Origin of the sequence: Lysinibacillus sp. FSL H8-0500 (assembly GCF_038051955.1) — a bacterium.
Taxonomy (GTDB): domain Bacteria; phylum Bacillota; class Bacilli; order Bacillales_A; family Planococcaceae; genus Lysinibacillus; species Lysinibacillus macroides.
This window is the reverse complement of record NZ_CP150292.1, coordinates 4,048,139-4,071,108: the sequence shown is the minus strand read 5'-3', so window position 1 is coordinate 4,071,108 and position 22,970 is coordinate 4,048,139. Positions and strand designations below refer to the sequence as shown.

Annotated in this window: 17 protein-coding genes and 1 pseudogene; 15 read left to right on the top strand and 3 right to left on the bottom strand. The window is 37.1% G+C overall.

All coding sequences use genetic code 11. The annotated features are described in order from the left end of the window. The first annotated feature begins 53 nt into the window (after window positions 1-53). The 6 genes and pseudogenes from glyA to MHB44_RS19465 all read left to right on the top strand — a co-directional run bounded on the left by glyA (window position 54) and on the right by MHB44_RS19465 (window position 7,306). On the top strand, window positions 54-1,301 hold the full coding sequence (gene glyA, locus MHB44_RS19490) for a serine hydroxymethyltransferase (protein ID WP_341300514.1): 1,248 nt from the start codon (window positions 54-56) through the stop codon (window positions 1,299-1,301). A gap of 13 nt (window positions 1,302-1,314) precedes the next feature. Continuing rightward, entirely contained in the window at window positions 1,315-2,622 is a 1,308-nt protein-coding gene (gene hemL / locus MHB44_RS19485; protein ID WP_341300513.1) for a glutamate-1-semialdehyde 2,1-aminomutase, read from the top strand. Between the two features lie 8 nt (window positions 2,623-2,630). Next, window positions 2,631-3,848, top strand: a complete 1,218-nt coding sequence (locus MHB44_RS19480; RefSeq protein WP_341300512.1) for a cysteine desulfurase — start codon at window positions 2,631-2,633, stop codon at window positions 3,846-3,848. Window positions 3,849-4,048: 200 nt separating this feature from the next. Further along, a pseudogene (thiD, locus tag MHB44_RS19475) lies at window positions 4,049-4,801 on the top strand (bifunctional hydroxymethylpyrimidine kinase/phosphomethylpyrimidine kinase). A 66-nt stretch (window positions 4,802-4,867) separates the two neighbouring features. After that, window positions 4,868-5,953: a 3-phosphoserine/phosphohydroxythreonine transaminase gene (gene serC / locus MHB44_RS19470; protein ID WP_341300511.1), complete on the top strand. Its 1,086-nt coding sequence runs from the start codon at window positions 4,868-4,870 to the stop codon at window positions 5,951-5,953. 201 nt (window positions 5,954-6,154) lie between these two features. Continuing rightward, window positions 6,155-7,306, top strand: coding sequence for an acetylornithine transaminase (locus tag MHB44_RS19465; protein ID WP_341303011.1), 1,152 nt, complete (start codon window positions 6,155-6,157; stop codon window positions 7,304-7,306). A gap of 29 nt (window positions 7,307-7,335) precedes the next feature. On the opposite strand, the gene MHB44_RS19460 is transcribed toward MHB44_RS19465, so the two are convergent. Beyond that, window positions 7,336-8,232, bottom strand: coding sequence for a LysR substrate-binding domain-containing protein (locus MHB44_RS19460; protein ID WP_341300510.1), 897 nt, complete (start codon window positions 8,230-8,232; stop codon window positions 7,336-7,338). Window positions 8,233-8,523: 291 nt separating this feature from the next. Here MHB44_RS19460 and MHB44_RS19455 point away from each other — a divergent pair, with 291 nt between their 5' ends. The 5 genes from MHB44_RS19455 (at window position 8,524) to MHB44_RS19435 (ending at window position 14,710) form a co-directional block, all read left to right on the top strand. Next, window positions 8,524-8,919, top strand: coding sequence for a transposase (locus tag MHB44_RS19455; protein WP_341303010.1), 396 nt, complete (start codon window positions 8,524-8,526; stop codon window positions 8,917-8,919). 36 nt (window positions 8,920-8,955) lie between these two features. Then, window positions 8,956-9,213: a hypothetical protein gene (locus tag MHB44_RS19450; RefSeq protein ID WP_341300509.1), complete on the top strand. Its 258-nt coding sequence runs from the start codon at window positions 8,956-8,958 to the stop codon at window positions 9,211-9,213. Window positions 9,214-10,076: 863 nt separating this feature from the next. Continuing rightward, entirely contained in the window at window positions 10,077-10,931 is an 855-nt protein-coding gene (locus MHB44_RS19445) for a malate synthase (protein WP_341300508.1), read from the top strand. 544 nt (window positions 10,932-11,475) lie between these two features. Further along, on the top strand, window positions 11,476-12,324 hold the full coding sequence (locus tag MHB44_RS19440) for a DegV family protein (RefSeq protein ID WP_341300507.1): 849 nt from the start codon (window positions 11,476-11,478) through the stop codon (window positions 12,322-12,324). A gap of 388 nt (window positions 12,325-12,712) precedes the next feature. Beyond that, window positions 12,713-14,710, top strand: a complete 1,998-nt coding sequence (locus MHB44_RS19435; protein ID WP_341300506.1) for a methyl-accepting chemotaxis protein — start codon at window positions 12,713-12,715, stop codon at window positions 14,708-14,710. Between the two features lie 246 nt (window positions 14,711-14,956). Here MHB44_RS19435 and MHB44_RS19430 read toward each other — a convergent pair whose 3' ends face one another. Then, a complete protein-coding gene (locus MHB44_RS19430) occupies window positions 14,957-17,560 on the bottom strand; it encodes a toxin Cry1Ac domain D-VI-related protein (RefSeq protein WP_341300505.1) in 2,604 nt (867 codons plus the stop codon). A gap of 407 nt (window positions 17,561-17,967) precedes the next feature. Beyond that, window positions 17,968-19,245 (bottom strand): IS110 family transposase, encoded by a 1,278-nt coding sequence (locus MHB44_RS19425; protein WP_341300504.1) that lies wholly within the window; start codon window positions 19,243-19,245, stop codon window positions 17,968-17,970. 418 nt (window positions 19,246-19,663) lie between these two features. Between MHB44_RS19425 and MHB44_RS19420 the strand changes: the two genes are divergently transcribed. The 4 genes from MHB44_RS19420 (at window position 19,664) to MHB44_RS19405 (ending at window position 22,961) form a co-directional block, all read left to right on the top strand. Then, on the top strand, window positions 19,664-20,629 hold the full coding sequence (locus MHB44_RS19420; RefSeq protein ID WP_341303009.1) for a tRNA-dihydrouridine synthase: 966 nt from the start codon (window positions 19,664-19,666) through the stop codon (window positions 20,627-20,629). Window positions 20,630-20,679: 50 nt separating this feature from the next. Continuing rightward, window positions 20,680-21,093 carry a hypothetical protein gene (locus MHB44_RS19415; protein ID WP_341300503.1) on the top strand — a complete coding sequence of 138 codons (414 nt, stop codon included), beginning with the start codon at window positions 20,680-20,682 and terminating at the stop codon, window positions 21,091-21,093. 81 nt (window positions 21,094-21,174) lie between these two features. Further along, window positions 21,175-21,540 carry a GIY-YIG nuclease family protein gene (locus MHB44_RS19410; RefSeq protein ID WP_341300502.1) on the top strand — a complete coding sequence of 122 codons (366 nt, stop codon included), beginning with the start codon at window positions 21,175-21,177 and terminating at the stop codon, window positions 21,538-21,540. Window positions 21,541-21,605: 65 nt separating this feature from the next. Continuing rightward, on the top strand, window positions 21,606-22,961 hold the full coding sequence (locus tag MHB44_RS19405) for a trypsin-like peptidase domain-containing protein (RefSeq protein ID WP_341300501.1): 1,356 nt from the start codon (window positions 21,606-21,608) through the stop codon (window positions 22,959-22,961). Window positions 22,962-22,970: the final 9 nt, after the last annotated feature.

Genomic DNA, 22,970 nt, shown 5'->3' with positions numbered 1-22,970 from the left:
GATAAGTAAAAAATCACTATGTAATAAAGTTGTACATCAGGGGGGAAATGTAAATGGAGAATTTGTTTAAAGAAGATCCTGCTATAGCAAAAGCAATTCAGCAGGAGCTATATCGACAGCGCGATAAAATTGAATTGATTGCCTCAGAAAACTTTGTTAGTGAAGCTGTTATGGAAGCAATGGGTACAGTCCTAACAAATAAATATGCGGAAGGCTATCCAGGACAAAGATATTATGGAGGTTGTGAGTATGTTGACATAGTAGAAGAATTGGCTAGAGAAAGAGTTAAAGATCTATTTGATGCAGAACATGCCAATGTACAGCCACACTCAGGATCGCAGGCTAATGCAGCAGTTTATTTTGCAGCTGTAAATCCAGGAGATACGATTTTAGGCATGAATTTATCACATGGTGGTCATTTAACACATGGAAGTCCCGTTAATTTTTCTGGTCAGCTATATCATTTTGTTTCTTATGGTGTCGACGAACAAACCCACCTAGTAGACTATGAAGAAGTGAGGAAACTTGCCCATGAACATAAACCTCGAATGATTGTAGTGGGAGCAAGTGCTTATCCACGTACCATTGATTTCGAAGCTTTTTCTGAAATTGCTAAAGAGGTAGGTGCGTTATTTCTTGTAGATATGGCTCATATTGCTGGTATTGTTGCAGCTGGTTTACATCCAAACCCTGTGCCACATGCTGACTTTGTAACAACGACAACCCATAAAACACTGCGAGGGCCAAGAGGAGGAGTCATTTTATGTAAGAAATCCTGGGCACAAGCAATTGATAAAGCAGTCTTTCCAGCTATTCAGGGTGGACCCCTTATGCATGTGATTGCTGCCAAAGCGATAGCATTTAAAGAAAATTTCTCCTCTGAATTTAAACAATATATGAAATATGTACTTCAGAATGCAAAAGTATTAGCTGAAGCATTGATGGAAGAGGGTTTAAATGTTGTATCCGGAGGTACTGACAATCATCTTATCCTCTTAGATCTTCGCAATATTGAGATCACTGGAATAGATGCACAACTTCTCCTTGATGAGATTGGCATCACGGTAAACAAAAACGCAATTCCATTTGATCCGACAAGTCCACAAATAACAAGCGGAATCCGCCTTGGTACACCAGCCATAACTACAAGAGGAATGGGACCAGATGAGATGATAGAGATAGCACATATTATTTCACAAGCATTGAAAAACCCACAAGATTCAAGATTAATTAAACAGCTTAGTGATGAGGTCAATAAAATAACTTCGAGGTTCACCTTATATGAGGGGAAGATTCACTGAGAGGGGAAAATAAATGAATACAAAAAGAGTGGATTTTTATTCCAAGGCATTATTCGAACAAGCAAAAAGTGTGATTCCTGGAGGAGTGAACAGCCCGGTACGTGCGTTTTCGTTGGTTGACTCTCCTCCTGTTTTTATTACAAAAGGTCAAGGATCTCACATATTTGATGTTGATGGAAATGAGTATATTGATTATATATGTTCATGGGGACCTTTGATACTTGGTCATGCTCATCCAGCAGTGGAGAAAGAGATACAGAAAGCAGTAAGCGATGGATCAAGCTTTGGATTGTCTACTGAAATTGAAGTGAAAATGGCTAAATTAATATGTGAAATTGTTCCATCTATTGAAATGGTACGTATGGTTAACTCTGGAACAGAAGCTGTAATGAGTGCATTACGTTTGGCAAGGGGATATACGAAGAGACAAAAAATTGTTAAATTTCAAGGTGGTTATCATGGACATGCCGATGCTTTGTTAATCAAAGCAGGTTCGGGTGTCGCCACATTAGGATTGCCTGATAGTCCAGGGATACCCAATAACGTCGCTAGTGATACTATTACATTACCTTATAACGGTATGGAGAGTATTCGTCATACTTTTGAACAATTTGGGGAACAAATTGCAGCCGTTATTGTTGAGCCAGTTGCAGGAAATATGGGAGTTGTTCCTCCAAATCCTGGCTTTCTCCAAGGGTTACGTGAGATTACCGAACAGTATAGAAGCTTACTTATCTTTGACGAAGTAATGACTGGATTTCGCGTAGACTATCATGGGGCACAGAGTCTGTACGGAGTTAATCCTGATATTACTTGTTTGGGAAAGATCATCGGAGGAGGATTACCTGTAGGCGCTTATGGAGGTAAACGTGAAATCATGGAGCAAATTGCACCTGCGGGACCTATTTACCAAGCAGGCACATTATCGGGGAATCCACTTGCCATGTCAGCTGGATATAAAACCCTTCAGTTATTGGAGAAGATTGAAATCTATGATGAGTTGGAAAGAAAAGCTGCAAGATTAGAAGAAGGTTTCAGACAAAACGCTGAATTGACAAGTGTGCCACTAAAAATCAACAGGGTAGGCTCCATGCTTTCTACCTTTTTTACAGAACAAGAGGTTGTTGATTATGAAACAGCTAAGAGTTCGGATATGCAAGTTTTTAAAAAATATTATATGAGTATGCTGAATTTGGGGATTTTGACAGCCCCTACACCTTATGAGGTGATGTTTATATCGGCAGCACACTCCGAAGAAGATATTGAAGATACAATCAAGGCCCATTATCAAGCACTTAGTAATGTCAAAAATATAGGATGAGAATAGTAATGAAATTAATCAATATACGAAAACAATTTCCGATACTGAATCAAGAGATTTATGGGCATCCATTGGTTTACTTGGATAACGCAGCATCAACACAGAAACCGCTCCAAGTCATTGAATCATTGCAACAATACTATGAACAAGATAATGCTAATGTACACAGAGGAGTACATACGTTAAGTTCACGTGCTACAGATGCTTATGAAGGAGCACGGAAGAAAGTAGCTAATTTCCTTAATGCAAAGACGGAAAAAGAAGTTACCTTCACTCGTGGTACGACATCTTCTATAAATCTAGTAGCTAGTAGCTATGCACGGGCTGTCTGCAATGAAGGTGATGAAATTGTGATCTCTGCAATGGAACATCATAGTAATCTGCTTCCTTGGCAACAAGTGGCAAAAGCAACGAAAGCAAAATTAAAATATATCCCGCTCCAAAATGATGGGACATTTTCTATTGGGGATGTCGAGAAAACAATTACTGACCACACGAAAATTGTAGCCATTTCACATGTTTCTAATGTATTGGGAATTGCAAACCCAGTGAAACAAATAGCTGCAATTGCTCATAAACATGGTGCTATCATCATAGTGGATGGTGCACAAAGTGTCCCTCATATTAAGGTAGATGTTCAGGATTTGAACTGCGATTTCTATGCCTTTTCAGGTCATAAGATGTGTGGACCAACCGGTATTGGAGTATTGTACGGAAAAAAGCAATTGCTTGAGCAGATGGAACCGATTGAATTTGGAGGAGAAATGATCAATCATGTTGATTTATATGATGCATCTTGGAAAGAATTACCGTGGAAGTTTGAAGGAGGAACTCCAATTATCGCAGGTGCAATTGGTTTAGGTACAGCCATTGATTTTCTAAAAGCAATAGGATTAGATACGATAGAAAAGCACGATAAACAATTAACTAGCTATGCAGTGGAACGAATGAAACAAATTGAAGATGTGAGAATGTATGGACCTGATGATGGACGTTTCGGGTTGGTTACGTTTAATTTAGGCAAAGTGCATCCGCATGATCTAGCTACGGTTCTCGATACTTATGGTATAGCAATACGCGCTGGGCATCATTGCTGCCAACCATTAATGCTACACTTTGAAGCTAGTGCTACAGCACGTGCCAGCTTTTACTTATACAATACGGAAGAAGATGTCGATCGATTCATTTTAGCACTAGAGAAAACGAAAGAGTTTTTTAAAAAGTAATTGTATTTGAATAGCCGCTTAAATATATTCTATTTCGGTAGATGGGTAAACGCTAGGCCACAAATGAAAGACAAAGAAAATTTAGATTTATAAACACGAGAGGATTGGATCATATGTGGGTACCTAGAGCTTTATCAATAGCGGATTCTGCTGCAAGGGGAGATGCTGGGATTCAAGCTAATTTAAAAACTTTCTAGGAGATGGGTGGGTTTGGTCTAAGTTCTGTCACTGGTATTGTTACATACCATTCATATACCAATCAAAATGTATTTTCTATAGAATTGAGTGCTATTGAAGTACAGGCATATACAGTGCTTCGTGACGTCGGGGTAGATGCCATAAAAACGGGAATGCTCTATACAAAGGAGAGTATTTCCCATGTAGCCAAGTGGATTGAAGAAGCCGACATGACAAATGTTGTTGTGGATCCAGTCATGGTTGGTAAAATGGACACACCTTTGTTAAAAAACGATGCTATCAATACCCTTAAAACAAAATTAATATCTTTAGCGACAATCATTACACAAAATATCCCAGAAGCGGCACTATTGTTAAATTTGTATCAACAACTTACAATTGTTGATGATTTACAACTAGCAGCAATAGAATTGAAGAAATTAGGTTCAAAATATGTCCTTGTCAAAGGAGGACGCCTCAAAGGTCCAGATAGTGATGTGCTATATGATGGAGATAAATTACAAATATTTGAAGTGTAGCGTATTGATACAATTCATACAAACGGAGCAGGATGTAACTACTCTGCAGCAATTACAGCTCAGTTAGCAAAAGGTAAGTCTGTCCAAGCAGCTGTTAAAGAAGCGAAAAAGTTTATTACAGCCGCCATTCGCCATTCCATTACATTTAAGCGAGGCGTAGGTTCTCCTGACTTTGCCGCTTATCATAGGCATTGTGAAGTAGGAGTCCAAGAGAAATTTATAGAATTTCAGAAATAAGAATATTAGAAAAGGTGAACTATGAAGGTGTTTAAAATATCTCCAACAAAATAGGAGGATTGAAGTATGAAACAAGTTTATAACTTTAATGCGGGGCCAGCAACTTTACCTTTGGAAGTAATGCTACAAATACAAGATGAACTCCTCGATTTACAGGGAACTAATTTGTCTATCTTAGAGATATCCCATAGAAGTAAGGAGTATGAGAATATTAACGAGGAAACACAACAATTGTTGAAGGATCTTCTTAACATTCCTTCTGATTATGAGGTGTTGTTTCTTCAAGGCGGTGCAAGTATGCAGTTTGCCATGGTACCTATGAACTTTTTAACCGAAGGACGTAAAGCAAGTTACTTGCAAAGCGGAACATGGTCAGAAAAAGCGATAGCAGAAGCGAGGAAATTTGGCAAGGTTACTATTGGAGGAAGTTCGGGGCACGCTCATTTTAAAAAGGTTCCTGACCTTTCTAGGGTGAAGATTGACCCAGAAACTGCGTATATTCATCTTACTTCTAATGAAACAATACTAGGTACCCAATATCAGAGTTTTATAGATACTGGCAAAGTACCACTTATTGTAGATATGTCCAGTGATATTTTGTCTCGACATATTGATGTTTCAAATTTTTCTCTCATATATGCAGGTGCACAAAAAAACTTAGGACCTTCAGGTGTTACAACTGTGATTGTAAAGCGTGATCTAATGGAAAATATTCCAAAAAATATTCCCGATATTATGAATTACCGAATTCACGCGAATAGTCGATCCTTATACCATACCCCTCCAGTGTTCGCTGTTTATATAGTAAATCTTATGTTGAAATGGATCCGAAATAATGGAGGAGTAAAAGCTATTGAAAAGCGTAATCATCAGAAAGCGGATTTAATATATAGCACAATTGATAATAGTGCTGGATTTTATAATGGATTAGTTCATTTAGAGAGCCGCTCAATGATGAATGTGACATTTAGTATCCTTAATAATAAAATAGAAAAGCTTTTTATACAAGAAGCAGAGGAAAATGGTTTTGTTGGGGTGAGGGGTCATCGGGATGCAGGACACCTTCGCGTTTCTATTTATAACGCAGTTACATACGAACAATGTCAAGCGTTGACGGATTTTATGATTGATTTTCAAAAACGTTTTGGGTAGTAGAGGAATTAGACACTTATATTGTAATAAAAATATAATTAGGAATTACCAAAATACATTTTGAGGCTAATAAAACGATAATAGTCATCTTTTTATTTCTATAATCATGAATAAGAAGTCGGTCAATGCATTTTGTTTCTATATAAGATAAAAGAATATTTTAGGGAGTGATGTATTGTGGGTCATTTGGAGAATGATGTTATGTTCCCGACATATGCTAAATACCCTATTTCACTAGTCAGAGGAGAAGGGAGTCGGTTATGGGATGAACAGGGAAAAGAGTATTTGGATTTTATGTCTGGTGTTGCGGTATGTAATTTAGGTCATGTACCTATGAAAGTTAAAGAAAAAATTAAGGAACAACTAGATCGTGTATGGCATGTTTCTAATTTCTTTCATATACCGAATCAAGAGAAACTTGCACAAATGCTAGTCAATCATAGTTGTATGGATCTCGTTTTCTTTTGCAACAGTGGTGCTGAAGCTAACGAAGCAGCCATCAAATGTGCGAGAAGGTATCATCAAGGTGTACTGAAAAATGGGAAATATGAAATTATTACATTTGAAAAATCATTTCATGGGCGTACCATAGCAACATTGACTGCAACAGGACAAGACAAAGTTAAGGACGGTTTTCATCCTTTACCACAAGGATTTAAATATGCATGTTTAAATGATCTTCAATCTGTAAAAGAACAAATAACCGATCAAACTGCAGCGATAATGATGGAGTTAGTGCAAGGAGAGAGTGGAGTTTATCCAGCAGAGCAAGAATTCGTAGATGAACTCTCTGCTTTATGTAAAGATCAGGGGATGCTACTCATTATCGATGAAGTACAGACTGGCATGGGGCGTACAGGGAGTTTGTTCGCTTATGAGCATTATGGTATCGAACCAGATATCATCACGCTTGCCAAAGGACTAGCCAGCGGGTTTCCAATCGGTGCGATGATGGGTAAGAAAGAACTTCGGGAGGCTTTCTCAGCAGGGAGTCATGGTTCGACTTTTGGGGGAGGTCCTCTTGCAGTAACCGCAGGTCTTGCAACTCTTGAAACGCTACTTGAGGGATGCTTAATGGAACATGTTACAAAACTTGGGATATACGCATTGCAGCGCTTGACAGATCAACTTCAGCACTATCCTAGTATACAAAATATAAGAGGGCTTGGTCTCTTAATTGGTATTGAATGTCGCGAACCAATTGCCCCAATAATTCAAGAGCTGCTGCAACAAGGACTGCTCGTACTTACTGCGGGAACCCATGTAATCCGTCTGGCACCAAGTTTATTAATTACTAAAGAAGAAATTGACCAAGCCGTTGACCTTATTGAAGTTGTACTGAAAAAGTATTGAAAAGCATAAAGATTATTCCTGATAAAATTCTAGTGAAAGCGTTCATCTTTAATTGTTTTAATCAATTGGTCCATAAAAACACGACTAGCAGCACATAAATGTTTGTTCTTTCGATAGGCAATGCCAATCTGTGTGGTGATTACCGGATCTTGAATAGGAATCGTTTTAATATGAATATTATCAATATAGTCTAAGTAAGCTTTTGGTAGTATCGTGACACCAACGCCTTTACTCACCATTTGAATGATAGATTCCATCGTCGTCATTTCAAGTACTGGTTTGGGTGCGAAATTCATTAAGCGACACTGTTCGTTAATAACTTGTCGTAAAAAATAGGTTTCAGGTAATAAAATAGATGGTGTCTCTTTTAAAACTTGAAGTGATACACACGCCTCTTTTGCAATGATGTGATCTATAGGTGCAGCAAAAGCAAGATCTTCTTTATAGAGCGGAATAGCTTCTAGGTCTTCATGTTCCAATGGTAAAAAAACGATACCCAAATCCAATACATTTTGTAATAGTCCTTTGTAAATATCTCCAGTTCGTAACCCTTGTACAGAAAGTTCTATATTGGGATAAGCATTGTGAAACCCGATAATTGTTGGGGGAAGCAAGTAATTAACAACTGTGAGTAGGGAGCCTATTTTGAGCGTGCCCCTCTCTAATCCCTGAAGCTCGCTAATTGCAGCACGTGCCTGAGAAATTTCATGAAAAACATTGTAGCTGTGATGGAGTAATATTTTACCTGCATCAGTAAGTATATTTTTTTTGCCAATACGATCAAATAAAGGCATCCCTACCTCATGTTCTAACAAGCCAATTTGTTGACTAAGAGAAGGTTGGGCAATACCTAGTTTCTCCGCCGCACGTGTAAAATGCAGCTCTTGACATAATACGATAAAGTATTCCAATTGTTTTAGTTCCATCAAAATTCCTCCCAAGTATTTATAATGATAGGTTTTAACTATCATTATATAATAATTTATTATGTATTTCTAATAGATAAAATTTATTGTGGAAATTGGTTTAAATATTTAAGTTTATGCATTACCATCTCAAAATGATGAGAAGCGGAAATATGAATCAAAATTAATTTTAAAAAGGAGCATTGCTGTTAGAAGGATTTTTAGGGACTTGATATAAAAAAAACCTCTAGTATGATGCATGAGTGTCAACCAGAAAATTGACTCAAACCATCTACGAAAGAGGACTATCTTATAATTTCTAATAAGAATCAAAAAATTAATCAAGTTTCTGAAGATATACTTGTTATTGGCATCGATTTCGCGAAGCACAAACATTTCACTTGTACCATTGATGATCGAGGACGTGTGCTTCAAAAGTCATATGTGATTCTGCAATCATACGCAGGATTTGAAGCCTTTTATGAGCATCTGCTTGCCTTAAAAGCAGCGCATGAAAAACAGGAAATCCTCGTTGGTTTCGAGCCAACAGGGCACTACTGGATGAACTTAGCGGCGTTTTTAACAAACTACGGGATTCCATTTGTGATGGTCGATCTCATGCACGTCAACCGTTCAAAAGAGTTGGATGACAACCTACAAATGAAAAATGACCAAAAGGACGTACTTGTCATCTCCCGTCTAATGTGAGATGGACGCTTTAGTTAGCCACGCATCTTAGAGGATGTGGAAGCAGAACTCCGCAAAGGGTCAACATTACGCGCCAAGATTCAAGTAGATTTAAATGCCCTTCAAAACCGCTTCATTCGTTTGGCTAGATTGTTTTTCCCAGAGTTTACAAAAGTATTTAAAAGCTTGGCGTATGCAGTGTTGAAAAAAACGCCACTACCAATGGATATTCGAGGGAAAACACCAGAAGAATTACTCTTTTTATACCGACAAGTAGATGGAATGAAAAGTTCACAGCTACCAAAGGCTAAATAATTAGTCTAAGTGGCCGCTCATTCAATAGGACTGACGGAAGGTATAGGGATAACCAAACTTGAAAACGCCACGCTACTGACAGAGGTCAAATGGATGCAGGTGCAATGGATGGAAATTATTTTAAACCACCAAGAAGAAATGCAAAAATAAAAAAAACCTCTAATGAATTGTGTTCCAATACTATAAAACAAGGTCAATGAATGGTAACCTAATAATAACCACGACACATTGTGAAGCGGTTGCTTGGTTAAAACTTTTATGATGTATCTGGTACACATGTAATTCGCAAACGATTCCGTAAATTTAAAAGCTATGCTATATAATTTGAAAAAGTAAACATTTTCAATCTCGACCCTGATTTTTTTGCAAATAACCTTTGCGAAATTGGGGTTTTTATATGGGATTTAATTGGAAAGTGTCTTATATTCAGCATATATGATTAGTACAGCCCGTTTCTTTTTTAGGAAAGGGATTGCTTGGATTGATTTTATTATTACGGGTAATCAAGTGGTTAATTTATAGGGATTTTCAGAAGTTTCGCGGCTTTTATTTTATAGTTATTTCAAGGAAATACGAAGAATAAATGATCATTTTACCTCATATTAAAATAAATTGTCAATAATAAATTTGTAAAATTATTAAAAAATGTTATAATAGTATTACAATTGTTTTTTTGAAATCGTATTTCGAATTCCGCTGTCCTTTTTTTGCAGATAGAATTTGGATACGTTTTTTTATATCTTGTTGAAGCCGAAGAAAAATCAAAACAGTTGTGTGAGCTTTAAGGGAAGTAAGTTGAATAAAATGATTAATTTACTATCTAATAGTAACTGAGTTTTTATCCCATAAGGAGGATTAGAATAATGAATCTAATTAATAAGAAAGTTACACACAAGCGTTTTGGCATAGGTAGTATAGTTAAACATAATGATTCTAGTATTGAAATACATTTCGCATCGGAAAATAAAATGTTTGTTTTCCCTGATGTATTTGGGCAGCACCTAAAACTACATGATAAAAATGATGCTAAGGTACTTGAAGGAATTATACAAAAAAAGGAAATTGAACGAAAAGAGGAAGAAAGGAAGAAGGAGGAGGAAAGAAAACGACAGCGGGAAAAACTAGTGCTTCGTTTGGAACACGAAAAACTTATGAAAAACCATAAACTTCATCCTGCCTCACAAATGGTTTTTTGGTGTGACACAGAAGAACAGAATAATGCTTTTTCGGAGTGGCAAGTTTTTTCAGGCGTATTAAAAAGTGGTAATAACAAAGGAAGGCCAAACAAACCGAGCCGCTTGCACCAAAATAGCGCTGTTCTATTAACAGCAATAGATTCCAGCATGTCTGAAAAAGACAGACGTATCTTAGGTGTTTATATGGTGAAAGAAGATTTTGTCGGTAAGCTTTGTGAAGATGGACAGATTCCTGCTCATTCAAAATACAGAATTCAACTGACAGAACAGGAATCGGATCAGTTGCTTTTTTGGAGATATTATACAAATGAAAAATCCCCTGAAAAAATGACATGGAAGACAGGTAAATATCGCTATTTTGAAAATTTATGGATGGCTCAAATTTTACTTGATATCATTTCGTTGAAGAGTGATCCAAATGAACGAGAGCTGGCTCAACAATTTTTTAAACATTTTTGTAAAATGAATCAGATAACAGTTGAAGAGATAACAAAGCCTAATGGTGCATTAACGCGTATTTAGACATTAGTTCAAAGATAATAAGAACGACAGGGAACTGACATATTTTCCTATCTATCACTAATACTGAATAGCATCTGGCTCTGTTTACTAATAAACGTGTGTAGTTAATATAATTATTTATCAGGAACGAATTCTTATTAAAGAAATTCGTTCTTTTTTTATTAAAAAATGAATAAAGATATTTTGTTGAAATTATTGAGCTAATGAAGTGGGCTATAAAAGAGGAGAATAAAGTAATATAAACGAATTATGGGAAGATTTATAACGATCAAAGTTTGTTTATTGAAAGGAATTTTTACAAAAATACCTGATTTATACTGGTAAAACAAAAATAATATCAATTTACTATTAAAATGGTATTGTGCATAATATATGAAAATTCATCTGAAATTAGACTGAAGTGAGAACAGCGCGAGAGTTGACATTCTGCTTTATGGTTGAATTCTCTGAATATTATAGTAAATAATCTCCCCATTTAGTGTATATTTAAAATGAATTATAATAAATACGCAGGAATGGCTGCGTTTGTTGGAAGGAAGGTAAAATGAGAAGGATTATTTTATCGACAGAGAGTGGAGCGGATTTATCGAAGGATCTGGTTGAAAAACATCAAATTCAAGTGGTACCGATGCACGTTATTGTGGATGGGAAGGATTATTTAGATGGCAAGCTATCTGTAGAGGAAGTTTTTGAGTATCATAGTCGTACAAAAAGAATACCTTCTACAGCAGCAACGAATGTACATGAGTATCATGATTTATTTACGAAAATTAGAATAGATTTTCCTGATAGCATTATTATTCATATTGGTTATACATCAAAAGCATCTGCTTCCTTTCAAAGTGCGTTAATTGCAGCGGAAGATTTCGAAAATATTTTCCTCATTGATGCGCTAAACGTGACAGGTGGATTAGCCGCAATCGTGATGTATGCGGCCACTCTGCTTGAGGAAGAACCCTCCATTGACCATGTTCACCTAATAGAAAAAATAGAATCCGTAGTTCCTAAAACAAGGCTGGCTTTCATTCCTGGCAGTTTAGATTTTCTAAGAGCAGGTGGGCGGGTAAGTAATCTTGCTTATATTGGAGGGGCATTATTAAAAATAAAGCCTTGCATCGAATTAAAAGAAGGAAAACTTGTTTCAACTAAAAAATACCGTGGGAATATGAGCATCGTTGCGGAAAAACTTATGCGAGATTACTTAAATCAATATGACATTGATAGAAAACAGTTGTATTTGATCTACTCAATCGGACTTGATGAAAGTATTAAAAGACGAATGGATGAAATTGCAAAGGAAACAGGCTTTAGAAATGTAACATGGATGCAAGCTGGGGCAATGATTTCTACCCATGCTGGACCCGGAGGCTTTGGGATTGCAGGACTAGAATAGTTAGAGATCTTTTTGAAAAAACATCCTTGCTATATAATTACTGGTTGCGTAAGGGGCTCAAAGGGTGCCTAAATAGAAACGGGCAACCTACTAGCATTGCATATGTTGCCACATATACAATGTGCATCGCACAGTTTATTTTAACAGCAAAATAGAGCTTTAAAGCATCAAATTCAGATTGAGTTACTGAATTTGGTGTTTTTTTAATTTGTAAAAATAAACCGCTTCTCGAAATATTTTATATTTGAATTTTTTGAAAATATGGTATTCTAAAAAGTGTGTGTAAAATGAATCATTTGATATTGAATTTGAGGAGGAAACTAGTAAATTAGACTAAATAAAATTGTATTCTGTTGATTAAAATGAAAGTAAAGAGAGATGATTCAGTTTGTATAAGTCCATTAAAACAAAAATTATTTTCCTTGTGATGGCGTTGTTCATTGTCGGTATTTTAACACTGAGCATCATCAGTATCACTGAAATGAAAAATAAAACGGAGGAAAACGTGATTGCGCAGAGCACTATCTTTGTTAATCAAATGTCTGACTCCATCAACAATTATCTACAGCAATATGAAAAAGGACTTGATCAGTTATCAAATTCTCGAAATTTCGAGAATCTTATGGAAGTAGAAAATCCAGGCAGTCATACTTTTCCGACTCTTGAGAATGAGCTTTCTCAATTTTTGGATACATACGATGATGCTGCCTTTATTTATTTTGCGTTTCCAACTAGGGAAATGATTCATATTCCCCATGTAGATTTAGGTTCCGATTTTGATCCAACAAGCCGTGAGTGGTACAAAGAAGCCGCAAGTAATCCTGATGCTGTGTATTGGACGAATCCATACATTGATGCTGCGACTGGAGATTATGCAATTACCGCAGCTAAGGCCATACAACGCAATGGGCAACTTTTAGGGGTTGTTGGAATTAGCATTGAGTTATCTGCGCTTACGGATACCATTCTTGAAATTGAACTTGGCTATGATGGCTATCCCGTCCTATTAGACCCAGAGGGAAGTGCCATTGTTCATCCAACATTAAGTGGTGAAAATATGATGGAACAGCCTTTTATCGAGAAAATGTATACAGATGGCAAGGAGAGTGGGCACCTCTATTATAATGATGAGGGTACCGATAAATTATTGCTCTTTACAACCTTGCCGGAGCTTAATTGGAAAGTGGCAACGTTCTATGATAGTAAAAATATAAACGCAGCGGCAATAGAGCTGCGAAATACGATATTATTTGTATCTTTAACCACTTTAGTCATCCTATTTATCGTGCTCTATTTCGTAATTAGTCGAACAATTAAACCGATTGAAACACTAAAGGCACTGATGAATTCTGTAGCTCAAGGGGATTTAACAGTTCGTTCTGATATCAAAACGAAAGATGAGATTGGTGAACTTGGCGATAATTTTAATGGAATGATTGATAATATGAACACCATTATTGCAATTGTAAATGGCTCTGCGGAAAATGTCCGTGCGAACTCAGAAAGTTTAAGTGCAGTCGCCGAAGAAACAAGCGCTTCAAGCATCGAGGTTTCTCATGCAGTCGGTGAAATTGCGCAGGGTGCTGCTACATCGGCAGAAGACGCTGAAACTGCTACTGAACGTGTTGACTTACTCAGTCAGCAAATTAATGAAATTACGGTGAAGGCTAGAATCATGTCTGATATTGCCACAAAAACGGGTGACATGAACAAGGATGGACAAGGCAGAATGCAAGAGCTGAAATTGTCCTTCAATGATTGGGAGCAAAGCCTGCGATCGATGTTTGAAGTGATCAGCACATTGGAAAATAAAGTGAAGGCAATTGGAGGGGTTATGGAAACCATTACGGAAATTTCCTCACAAACGAATTTGCTTGCCCTAAATGCAAGTATTGAAGCGGCACGGGCAGGGGAACATGGTAAAGGCTTTGCAGTTGTTGCCGAAGAAGTACGTAAACTTGCTGAGCAATCGGCACGCTCGACAGAAGAAGTAAAAATGACGGTTCAAGAGCTACAAGTAGAATCCCAGCTTGTTACACAGCAAATGAGCGAAACTCGTGAAAACTTCCTACGACAAGGCAATGTTGTCAACGCCACTGAAATAACATTTAGTGAAATCTCGGTGCTTATGTCAGAAATGCAGGATTCTATTGACGCAGTGTATGAAGAAATTCAAAAAGTAGCGGTACACAAAGATGATGTTACCGAAACAATTCAAGCAATGGCAGCAACTTCACAGGAAACAGCAGCAGCCTGTGAAGAGGTGAGTGCTTCAACAGATGAACAGCTTCGTGCCATTCAATCTGTCACAGATGCGGCAGGAACACTGGTGGAGCTAAGTGATAAATTAAGTGAGGCTGTCAATCAATTTAAGGTGTTATCATAAAGGTAGAGGAAATAGCTCTTTGATCAAGAAATGGGTCAAAGAGTTATTTTCATGGGTGATTTTTTGATGAATGGGATTATATAAATGAATTTTCCAAATATAATAAGCAATTTTATCTCTAATCGTGTTAACTTTTCTTCTAGTATTTCTGTTCTCACTATAGAAAAAAACACCCTATAGGGTAGACTTTTTCAAAATGCCTACCTTATAGGATGCAATTTAATAAATTTTTTGTATCCTCCATATTTAACTATCTATAATAATTATTACCTCAATATTTTTATAACCTTGGGCTTTAATAAGAAATCGATGTGTTCCTGGAGATAGAGAAGCACCAGTAAGATCAATAACAATAAGACCAGCAGTAGATGTATTGATTCGAGAGCTGTGGATAGAAGCTGAGTTGCCATTTAGATAAATCCCAGTGATGCTGCTTCTCCATGCAACATCATCGAAAAAGGTAAATTGCACGGTGTTATTATTTGGAGCAGTAGCAGCTATGATTGGCGTTATTAAGATTTGGTCAAGTAAATCTTGAGCTACTTGAAGATCAGCGACTAATGCGGATTTTGCGGTTCCATCAGCAACAAGAGCTACTTTAGCAGTCGCCTCGTCGATAGCAGCTTGGTCTACATCAGCCATCAAAGCAGTTTTTGAATTGTCCGTGAACAAATGACTTACAGCATCAGTGGCCGCTTGTAAATTAGCAAGGGCTCCATTTAAAAGTTGTTGAGCTACTTGAAGATCAGCGACTAATGCGGACTTTGCTATTCCATCAGCAACAAGAGCTACTTTAGCAGTCACCTCGTCAATAGTAGCTTGATCTACATCAGCATTCAAAGCAGTTTTTGAACTGTCCGTGAACAAATGACTTACAGCATCAGTGGCCGCTTGTAAATTAGCAAGGGCTCCATTTAAAAGTTGTTGAGCTACTTGAAGATCAGCGACTAATGCGGATTTTGCGGTTCCATCAGCAACAAGAGCTACTTTAGCAGTCGCCTCGTCGATAGTAGCTTGATCTACATCAGCCATCAAAGCAGTTTTTGAACTGTCCGTGAACAAATGACTTACAGCATCAGTAGCCGCTTGTAAATTAGCAAGGGCTCCATTTAAAAGTTGTTGAGCTACTTGAAGATCAGCGACTAATGCGGATTTTGCGGTTCCATCAGCAACAAGAGCTACTTTAGCAGTCGCCTCGTCGATAGTAGCTTGGTCTACACTTGCTTTCAAAGCAGTTTTTGAACTGTCCGAAAATAACCAAGCAACAGCATTTTTGGCTGCAATTAAATAGGAATTTTCTTCTGAGTTAGACGAACCGCTATTAGGTAAGCTACCAGTCGAAGGTTGCAAATCTATATTTGGACCGCCATTAATTCTAATAATTTTGTGTTTTATTAACTCATAGTCAGGGAAAATTAATTTTACATCACTTACTGGTTCTAAATATAAATTTTCAATTCTAGCGTTATTTCTAAGGCTAACTCTACTATTTCTATTTTCAATGAATAAGGAATCTATCCTTGCATTTAGCAGTACATTTATAGAACTATTAACTTTGACGATAGGGATGGCTATATTTTCTTCTGATTCGATACTAGCATCAGCTAAAAGATTTATTTCATTCACTTTCGTTTCATCTGTTAATTCAATGATGAAAAACGCTGATGTGACTTCAATGGATTGCAAAGTTGAATATTGAAAATGCAATTTAGGTTTATGACTATTGTGGATATCTGATAACATAAATGGATAATCTGTTTTTGCTGCCATTAATTTTCGTGAATTTGATAGGATTGTTGAACCTTTTACTAAGACATTTTCAGCATAAAAACTATTTTGAACACCGCTCTCTAAAATTAAATCCTTTGTTATCGTAATGTCTTTAATGGATAAATTGTCACCATTTATAATTACAGTCGCATCAATAACAGACCCATTACCTGTTAACATTGTATTTGCTTTTTCATTTTCATCATCTATTTGCCTATTTGTATGAAGAGTAATAGATTCAATATGGCTTATTTTTTCTCCAATAACTTGAGCTTTTATTCGTGAATTTTTTAAGATTGGAAGGTTTTCAGGAGTAATCCAATTTTTTTGATCATCAGCTAGTGTAAAGCTTTCATTACCTAGTTGAACTGAATCTGAAGTGATTGTCGTCACTTCAGCATCAATTATCCTCTCAATCGGTTGTTGTATCAATTTTTGACAACGGTAGATAAATAATGCCATTTCTCCACGATTAACTGTATCATTAGGAGAGTAAGTTGTCGGTGAAGTTCCAGTTGTAATTTTATTTTGTATCAATGAAGTCAAGTAAGGAGCATACCAACTGATTGAAGATACATCTTTAAAAGGGTTGATCACTAATTCTTCTTCTGGTAATTGGTAAGCAACTATGAGAATTTTCGCCATCTCTGCACGTGTAAGTGATTGATCAGGTTTAAATGTTCCATCTGAATACCCTTGGAATATTCCAGCATTTACAACAGCAGCAATCGACTTATAATACCAAGAGCTTTCATCCACATCTGAAAAAGCGATGTTATCTACTACATCCAAGTCGAGTTGTAGAGCTCTGGCGAGAATAGCTGCAGATTGTCCACGATTCAATTTTTCTGACGGACGGTATGTGCCATCTGAATAGCCAAAAATAATTTGTTGTTGTACCAAGTTTACCAAAGCTTTTTCAACCTCACTACCTAGCTCTAGGTCGGTGAAAATAGTACTGATTTCGCTTGCTTTGGCAGGTTGGGTAGTACCGAATCCAGCGAATGAAACTAAGAAAATTAATAGAATTATAAATGTCCATGTAGTTTCCTTTGTCCTCAATCTTTCTTGTATGTTCACAGATTAAACACCCTCCCTCTATAAATGTTGATGTATCAATAGCTCACGCCATTTTTGAGTGTCTGAAAAAATATTTTTAGACACGTACATCTATCGTTATTTTGTAATTCTTGTTTTTTATGACAATTTATTTGAACGCTTCGCTAAAGGATGAACCATTAATTGGTAATAATTATCCTAATCCACTGTGATATCTTGATGCACTTGTGGATCTCTGCGTTGCTTATGATGACGGACCCTCCCATGTCTCTAGGCGTCTGTTTGCGCGTACATTCCTTCGTTCGGTCTATTCATAAGGCAGAGGCTGGCGATGCTCCTTTAGGGACTCGTATTTATACGGTCGAATGGTGAGAATAGTGCCGGCTTCTCCGTGTCATCCTCTTGGTTTTGACTTCTGCTAGTGACGCTTAGGCAGCGCTTTGAAGATAGGTGAAGTCCTTCATCATTTGTTGTTCGTTAAAAACCATTTTCTTTTTACACAAGGCATGTAAAACCTTGAGTAATTTTCCACAGAGCACGACAATCGATTGCTTTTTACGTAATGGATTGACTGCACGTGTGGTGTAGTATTCGTGTAAAACTTTAAATGCTGGATTATGCAAAACCAATGGCATCATGACACGAAACAGAAGGGCTCGTAGTTTACGCCTTCCTCGCTTCGAGATGCGCTTTTGCCCCTTTTGTTGACCAGAAGCGTTTTCACGCAATGTCAGTCCCGCTAGTTTGATTAATTGGCGTGGATGTGTATATTGTGTGAGTGAACCGACCTCTGATAGTAATTCGACAATCGTGATATCTCCGATTCCTGGTACCGATGCTAAGTAGTCATAATCCGTCATTTGTTTCGCCAACTCTAGGAGCTGAGCTGTTAATTCATTGAGCTGAGCCTGCATCAGTTTGTGCTGAGAAAGCAGTGTGGTGATTTCAAAACGGGCCATCACGATGCCTTCTATTAGCCCAATCGATGACTGCGCAACCTCGACTAATTGTCTAGCCTTTGGTAGCTGTGGACTTTGCATACCGTCTACTTGGCGATATAAAAATAATAATTCTTCTGGTTGTTTGCCTACAATATCAGTTGGTAAAGGTGTTTTTTCAAGCACCGCATAGGCCATTTTCCCGAAGCTTTTAAAGACTTGTGTAAATTCAGGGAAAAAGCGATCTACCCAACGGATGATGCGGTTTTGTAGGGCATTTAAATCTTCCTGAATCTTTGAACGTACTGTTGCGCCGTTGCGTAATTCTGCTTCCACTCCATCCAAAATACGCGGATAACTGAAACGACCATCCCGCATGAGACGGGCGATGACAAGTGCGTCTTTTTGGTCATTCTTTGTTTGTAGGTTGTCGTCCAATTCCTTGGAACGATTGACGTGCATTGGATTGACCAGCACAAACGGAATGCCGTAGTTCGTTAAAAAAGCTGCTAAGTTCATCCAATAATGTCCTGTTGGCTCAAAACCAACGAGAATCTCCTGTTTTTCGTGAACAGCTTTTAATGCAAGTAGCCGCTCATAAAAGACTTCAAATCCAGCGTGTGATTGCATGATTGGAAATGATTTTTGAAGCACACGTCCTCGTTCATCGATAGCACAAGCAAAGTGTTTGTGTTTCGCAATATCAATACCGATGACAAGTGTATTTTCTGTCACTTGATTAATTTTATGGTTCGTATTAGAATTCATAAGATAGTCCTCTCGTAGATGTATTGAGTCAATTTTCCCGTTGACTACTCATGCATCATACTAGAGGGCTTTTTTGATTTCAAGTCCCTGAAAATGTTCCTAACAGGAATGCTCCTTTAGATAAACTATTTTGTTCCTCAAATTTCAAGCAATCCCCCCTGATACATTCGACAGTGAATACCTATAATCTAACATGTAAGTCTCTCAACTGTCACTTCCATTATTCTATTGATTTTGTAGATTGCGCCTTTGAATTGCCTTACGAATCTTCTGAGCGGATTCAAAAAAGGCATTATGTATATGAAGAAAAATCACAATAGCTAGGTTATACTATAATAATGGCTTAAACCTATTGACAGTTTAAAAGTAGGGGTAATTAAGATTAATGTATTTCATCGTGAAAGGATTGAAATTAAAGATGATCAATAATTTTTGGCGTGATTTACCACGACCATTTTTTGTATTAGCACCAATGGAAGATGTGACAGATGTTGTTTTTCGTCACGTAGTCAGTGCGGCTGGACGACCAGATGTATTTTTTACAGAGTTTACGAACTCGGATAGCTATTGTCATCCAGAGGGAATGAAAAGTGTGCGTGGACGTTTGATTTTTACAGAAGATGAGCAGCCGATGGTGGCTCATATTTGGGGAGATAACCCCGACTATTTCCATCAAATGAGTATAGGCATGGCAGAGCTAGGCTTTAAGGGCATTGATATTAATATGGGCTGCCCTGTACCGAATGTGGCATCGAGGGGAAAAGGCAGTGGTCTTATTCTACGTCCAGATATTGCAGCAGAGCTTATTCAAGCAGCAAAAGCGGGCGGGCTGCCGGTTAGCGTAAAAACACGACTTGGTTACACAGATGTAGACGAGTGGAAGGAATGGCTAACGCATATTTTCAAGCAGGATATTGCCAACCTTTCGATTCATTTACGAACAAGAAAGGAAATGAGTCAAGTCGATGCCCATTGGGAGCTTATTCCTGAAATTAAAAAATTACGTGACCGTATCGCACCAAATACGCTTTTAACAATTAATGGGGATATTCCTGACCGTCAAACAGGGCTACAGCTTGCTGAACAATATGGTATTGATGGTGTGATGATCGGCCGAGGTATTTTTAAAAATCCGTTTGCTTTTGAAAAAGAGCCAAAGGAGCATAACAGAAAAGAATACCTTGATCTTTTAAGATTGCAACTCGATCTTCAAGAGCAATATGCAGAAGTTTTACCACGTCCCATCACAGGGCTTCATCGCTTTTTCAAAATTTATGTTAAAGGATTCCGTGGAGCAGGTGAGCTAAGAAATCAATTGATGCAGACGAAATCAACAGATGAAGTGCGTGCATTGCTGGATAACTTTGAAGCAAGCAACCCGTAAGCTGATAGGGGTATTCAAATAACCTTTAAAACACTGGGGGACATTTTTACATGACTACTAGCTATTCATTCATGCTTTCTGATCTATTGAAAAAAGAAAATTTCGATTTACAACGCGTTAAATTATTACGTCATTCAATGAATCATAAGCGATTTAAAGTAGCCTATGATGCAAACTGTGTTTTGGAATATACAAAAATGCAAGTGCCAGGTTTTTATAATGATGTGGACTTAGTGTTAAATTTTGTAGGGGACGAAGGAACAACAGCGAGATTAGTGGGCTGCTATAAGCCGACACTCGTTTCACAGCCAATAGAGGGGCATCTTTTTTCTGACAAAGTACCACAAGCATTATTAGCGCATTCTCAAAATATTTATCATGAGCTTATAGAAACAGTTTACTACAGTGATTTAATAAATCGATTATATATTGATTGGGGGAAAGGTACGGTTAACTGGAGCTAGCGAGCGATAAATGATAAACCTATTATCGCAATTAAAAGTGTGCCGAGCCTTGAATTTAAAGGCTATGAAAAAATTGTGCTTATGTACGATCAATTAAAGCAAATCATTGACAATCAAGTAACTTATGAAAATTGGCATGATGCTTTAAAATCTGTTCACGCTATTTATTTGATTACCGATTTAACAGAAGGCAGACAATATGTTGGCTCTGCATATGGGGCTGATAGTTTATTTCAAAGATGGAAAACGTACGTGGAAACAAAACATGGAAATAATAAGAGGTTAATCAAATACTTAATAGAACATCCTGATTATTATCATCAATTTCAATTTTCAATTTTGCAAGTCATACCAAAAACTATCTTGCAAAAGGAAGTTATTGACTTAGAGAACTTGTATAAAGAAAAATTGGGAACAAGATTAGCCAATGGATTAAATGAGAACTAAAAGCAATATTCGATAAGCGTATTTTTACAAATAATAGATAACATGCTTAGAGGAGTTGGATGAATATGGTTGTAACCACTAAACCGTTAAAAATCAAATATAAAAAGGTGAAAAACCCTTTTCAAGCGTTTATGCAAACCAATAATAATCCATATGCTCTTACAAAGGAAGTACTATTTTTACGATATATCGGCATCCCTGATTCTATAGAGCATTATATAGAAGATATTCAAAAAATGGACGCGTATTTTTATACCAACAAGCAAGATGTATGTTATTTACGATTGCATAAGCTTGAGGTGCTTACAAATAAAATAGCTATTCAGAAATTTACGGATGTTTGGGAAAATTGGCAGACCACTATGGCTCAACCGCAGCTACTTAATAAGATATCTTTAGGCAGTAAATTAAAGGATGAACGCATTGAATGGACAAAAAAGCTTAGCTTTAAACAAATGATCCATATTTATAAAGAACATCATCCTGATGCTAATGACACCTTGCTTAAGAATTTTGCAGTAAAATTTTTATATTGGATAGATTATTATGTGCCTCAAATTTTTGCTGATCAGCAAGCGTCACAAAAAATTATTTTTATTGGTGATAGTACACAGCATGAAATATTATTCTTATATTTCTTATCAACACTCGGCTGTGATATTTGCTATATGAACCCTAAACAGGATATGACAAATGTGTATCCTATAATAGCGGCATCATCCACTTTACATATGTGTCAGGCTATCTATGACAAAGAGCTGACGATTCCAAAGCCAAGTATAGTATCACCGCAATCAACTATGATTCCGACTCCAAGCTCTAGGACGATACCTATAGAGGAATGTAGCTATGAGCAACTAGCCTCCTTTGCTACATCTGTTGTGATGATTAAAACCTTTGGACCTGACCAAAAAGTTTTATGCTTTGGCTCTGGTGTTGTTTTACATCGAGATGGCTATATTTTAACGAACTTGCACGTTGTGAGTGGTGGGGAATATTATTTGGTGCTCTACGAAAACGATACGAATGAGTATATAACAACTCAATTTGTAAAATATCATGATATTTATGATTTGGCTATATTGAAGGTCAATAGAACAAGCAAAGCGTTACCTGTTAAAATGGATGGTCAATTAGTGCGAGGGCAGAAAATTGTTGCGATTGGCAGTCCTCTAGGGTTATTTAATTCTGTTTCGGATGGTATTGTGTCAGGCTTTCGAGATATTCGTCAAATGTCGATGATTCAGTTTACGGCTGCCATTTCAAACGGTAGCTCTGGTGGTGCTTTATTGGATATGCAGGGGCGATTAGTAGGTTTAATTACAGCAGGTTTTAATGATGGTCAAAATCTTAATTTAGCTGTACCTGCCCATATCATTTATCAATTCGCTCAAAATTTTATTGAACTATCAGGGGGATAATAAAAGAAC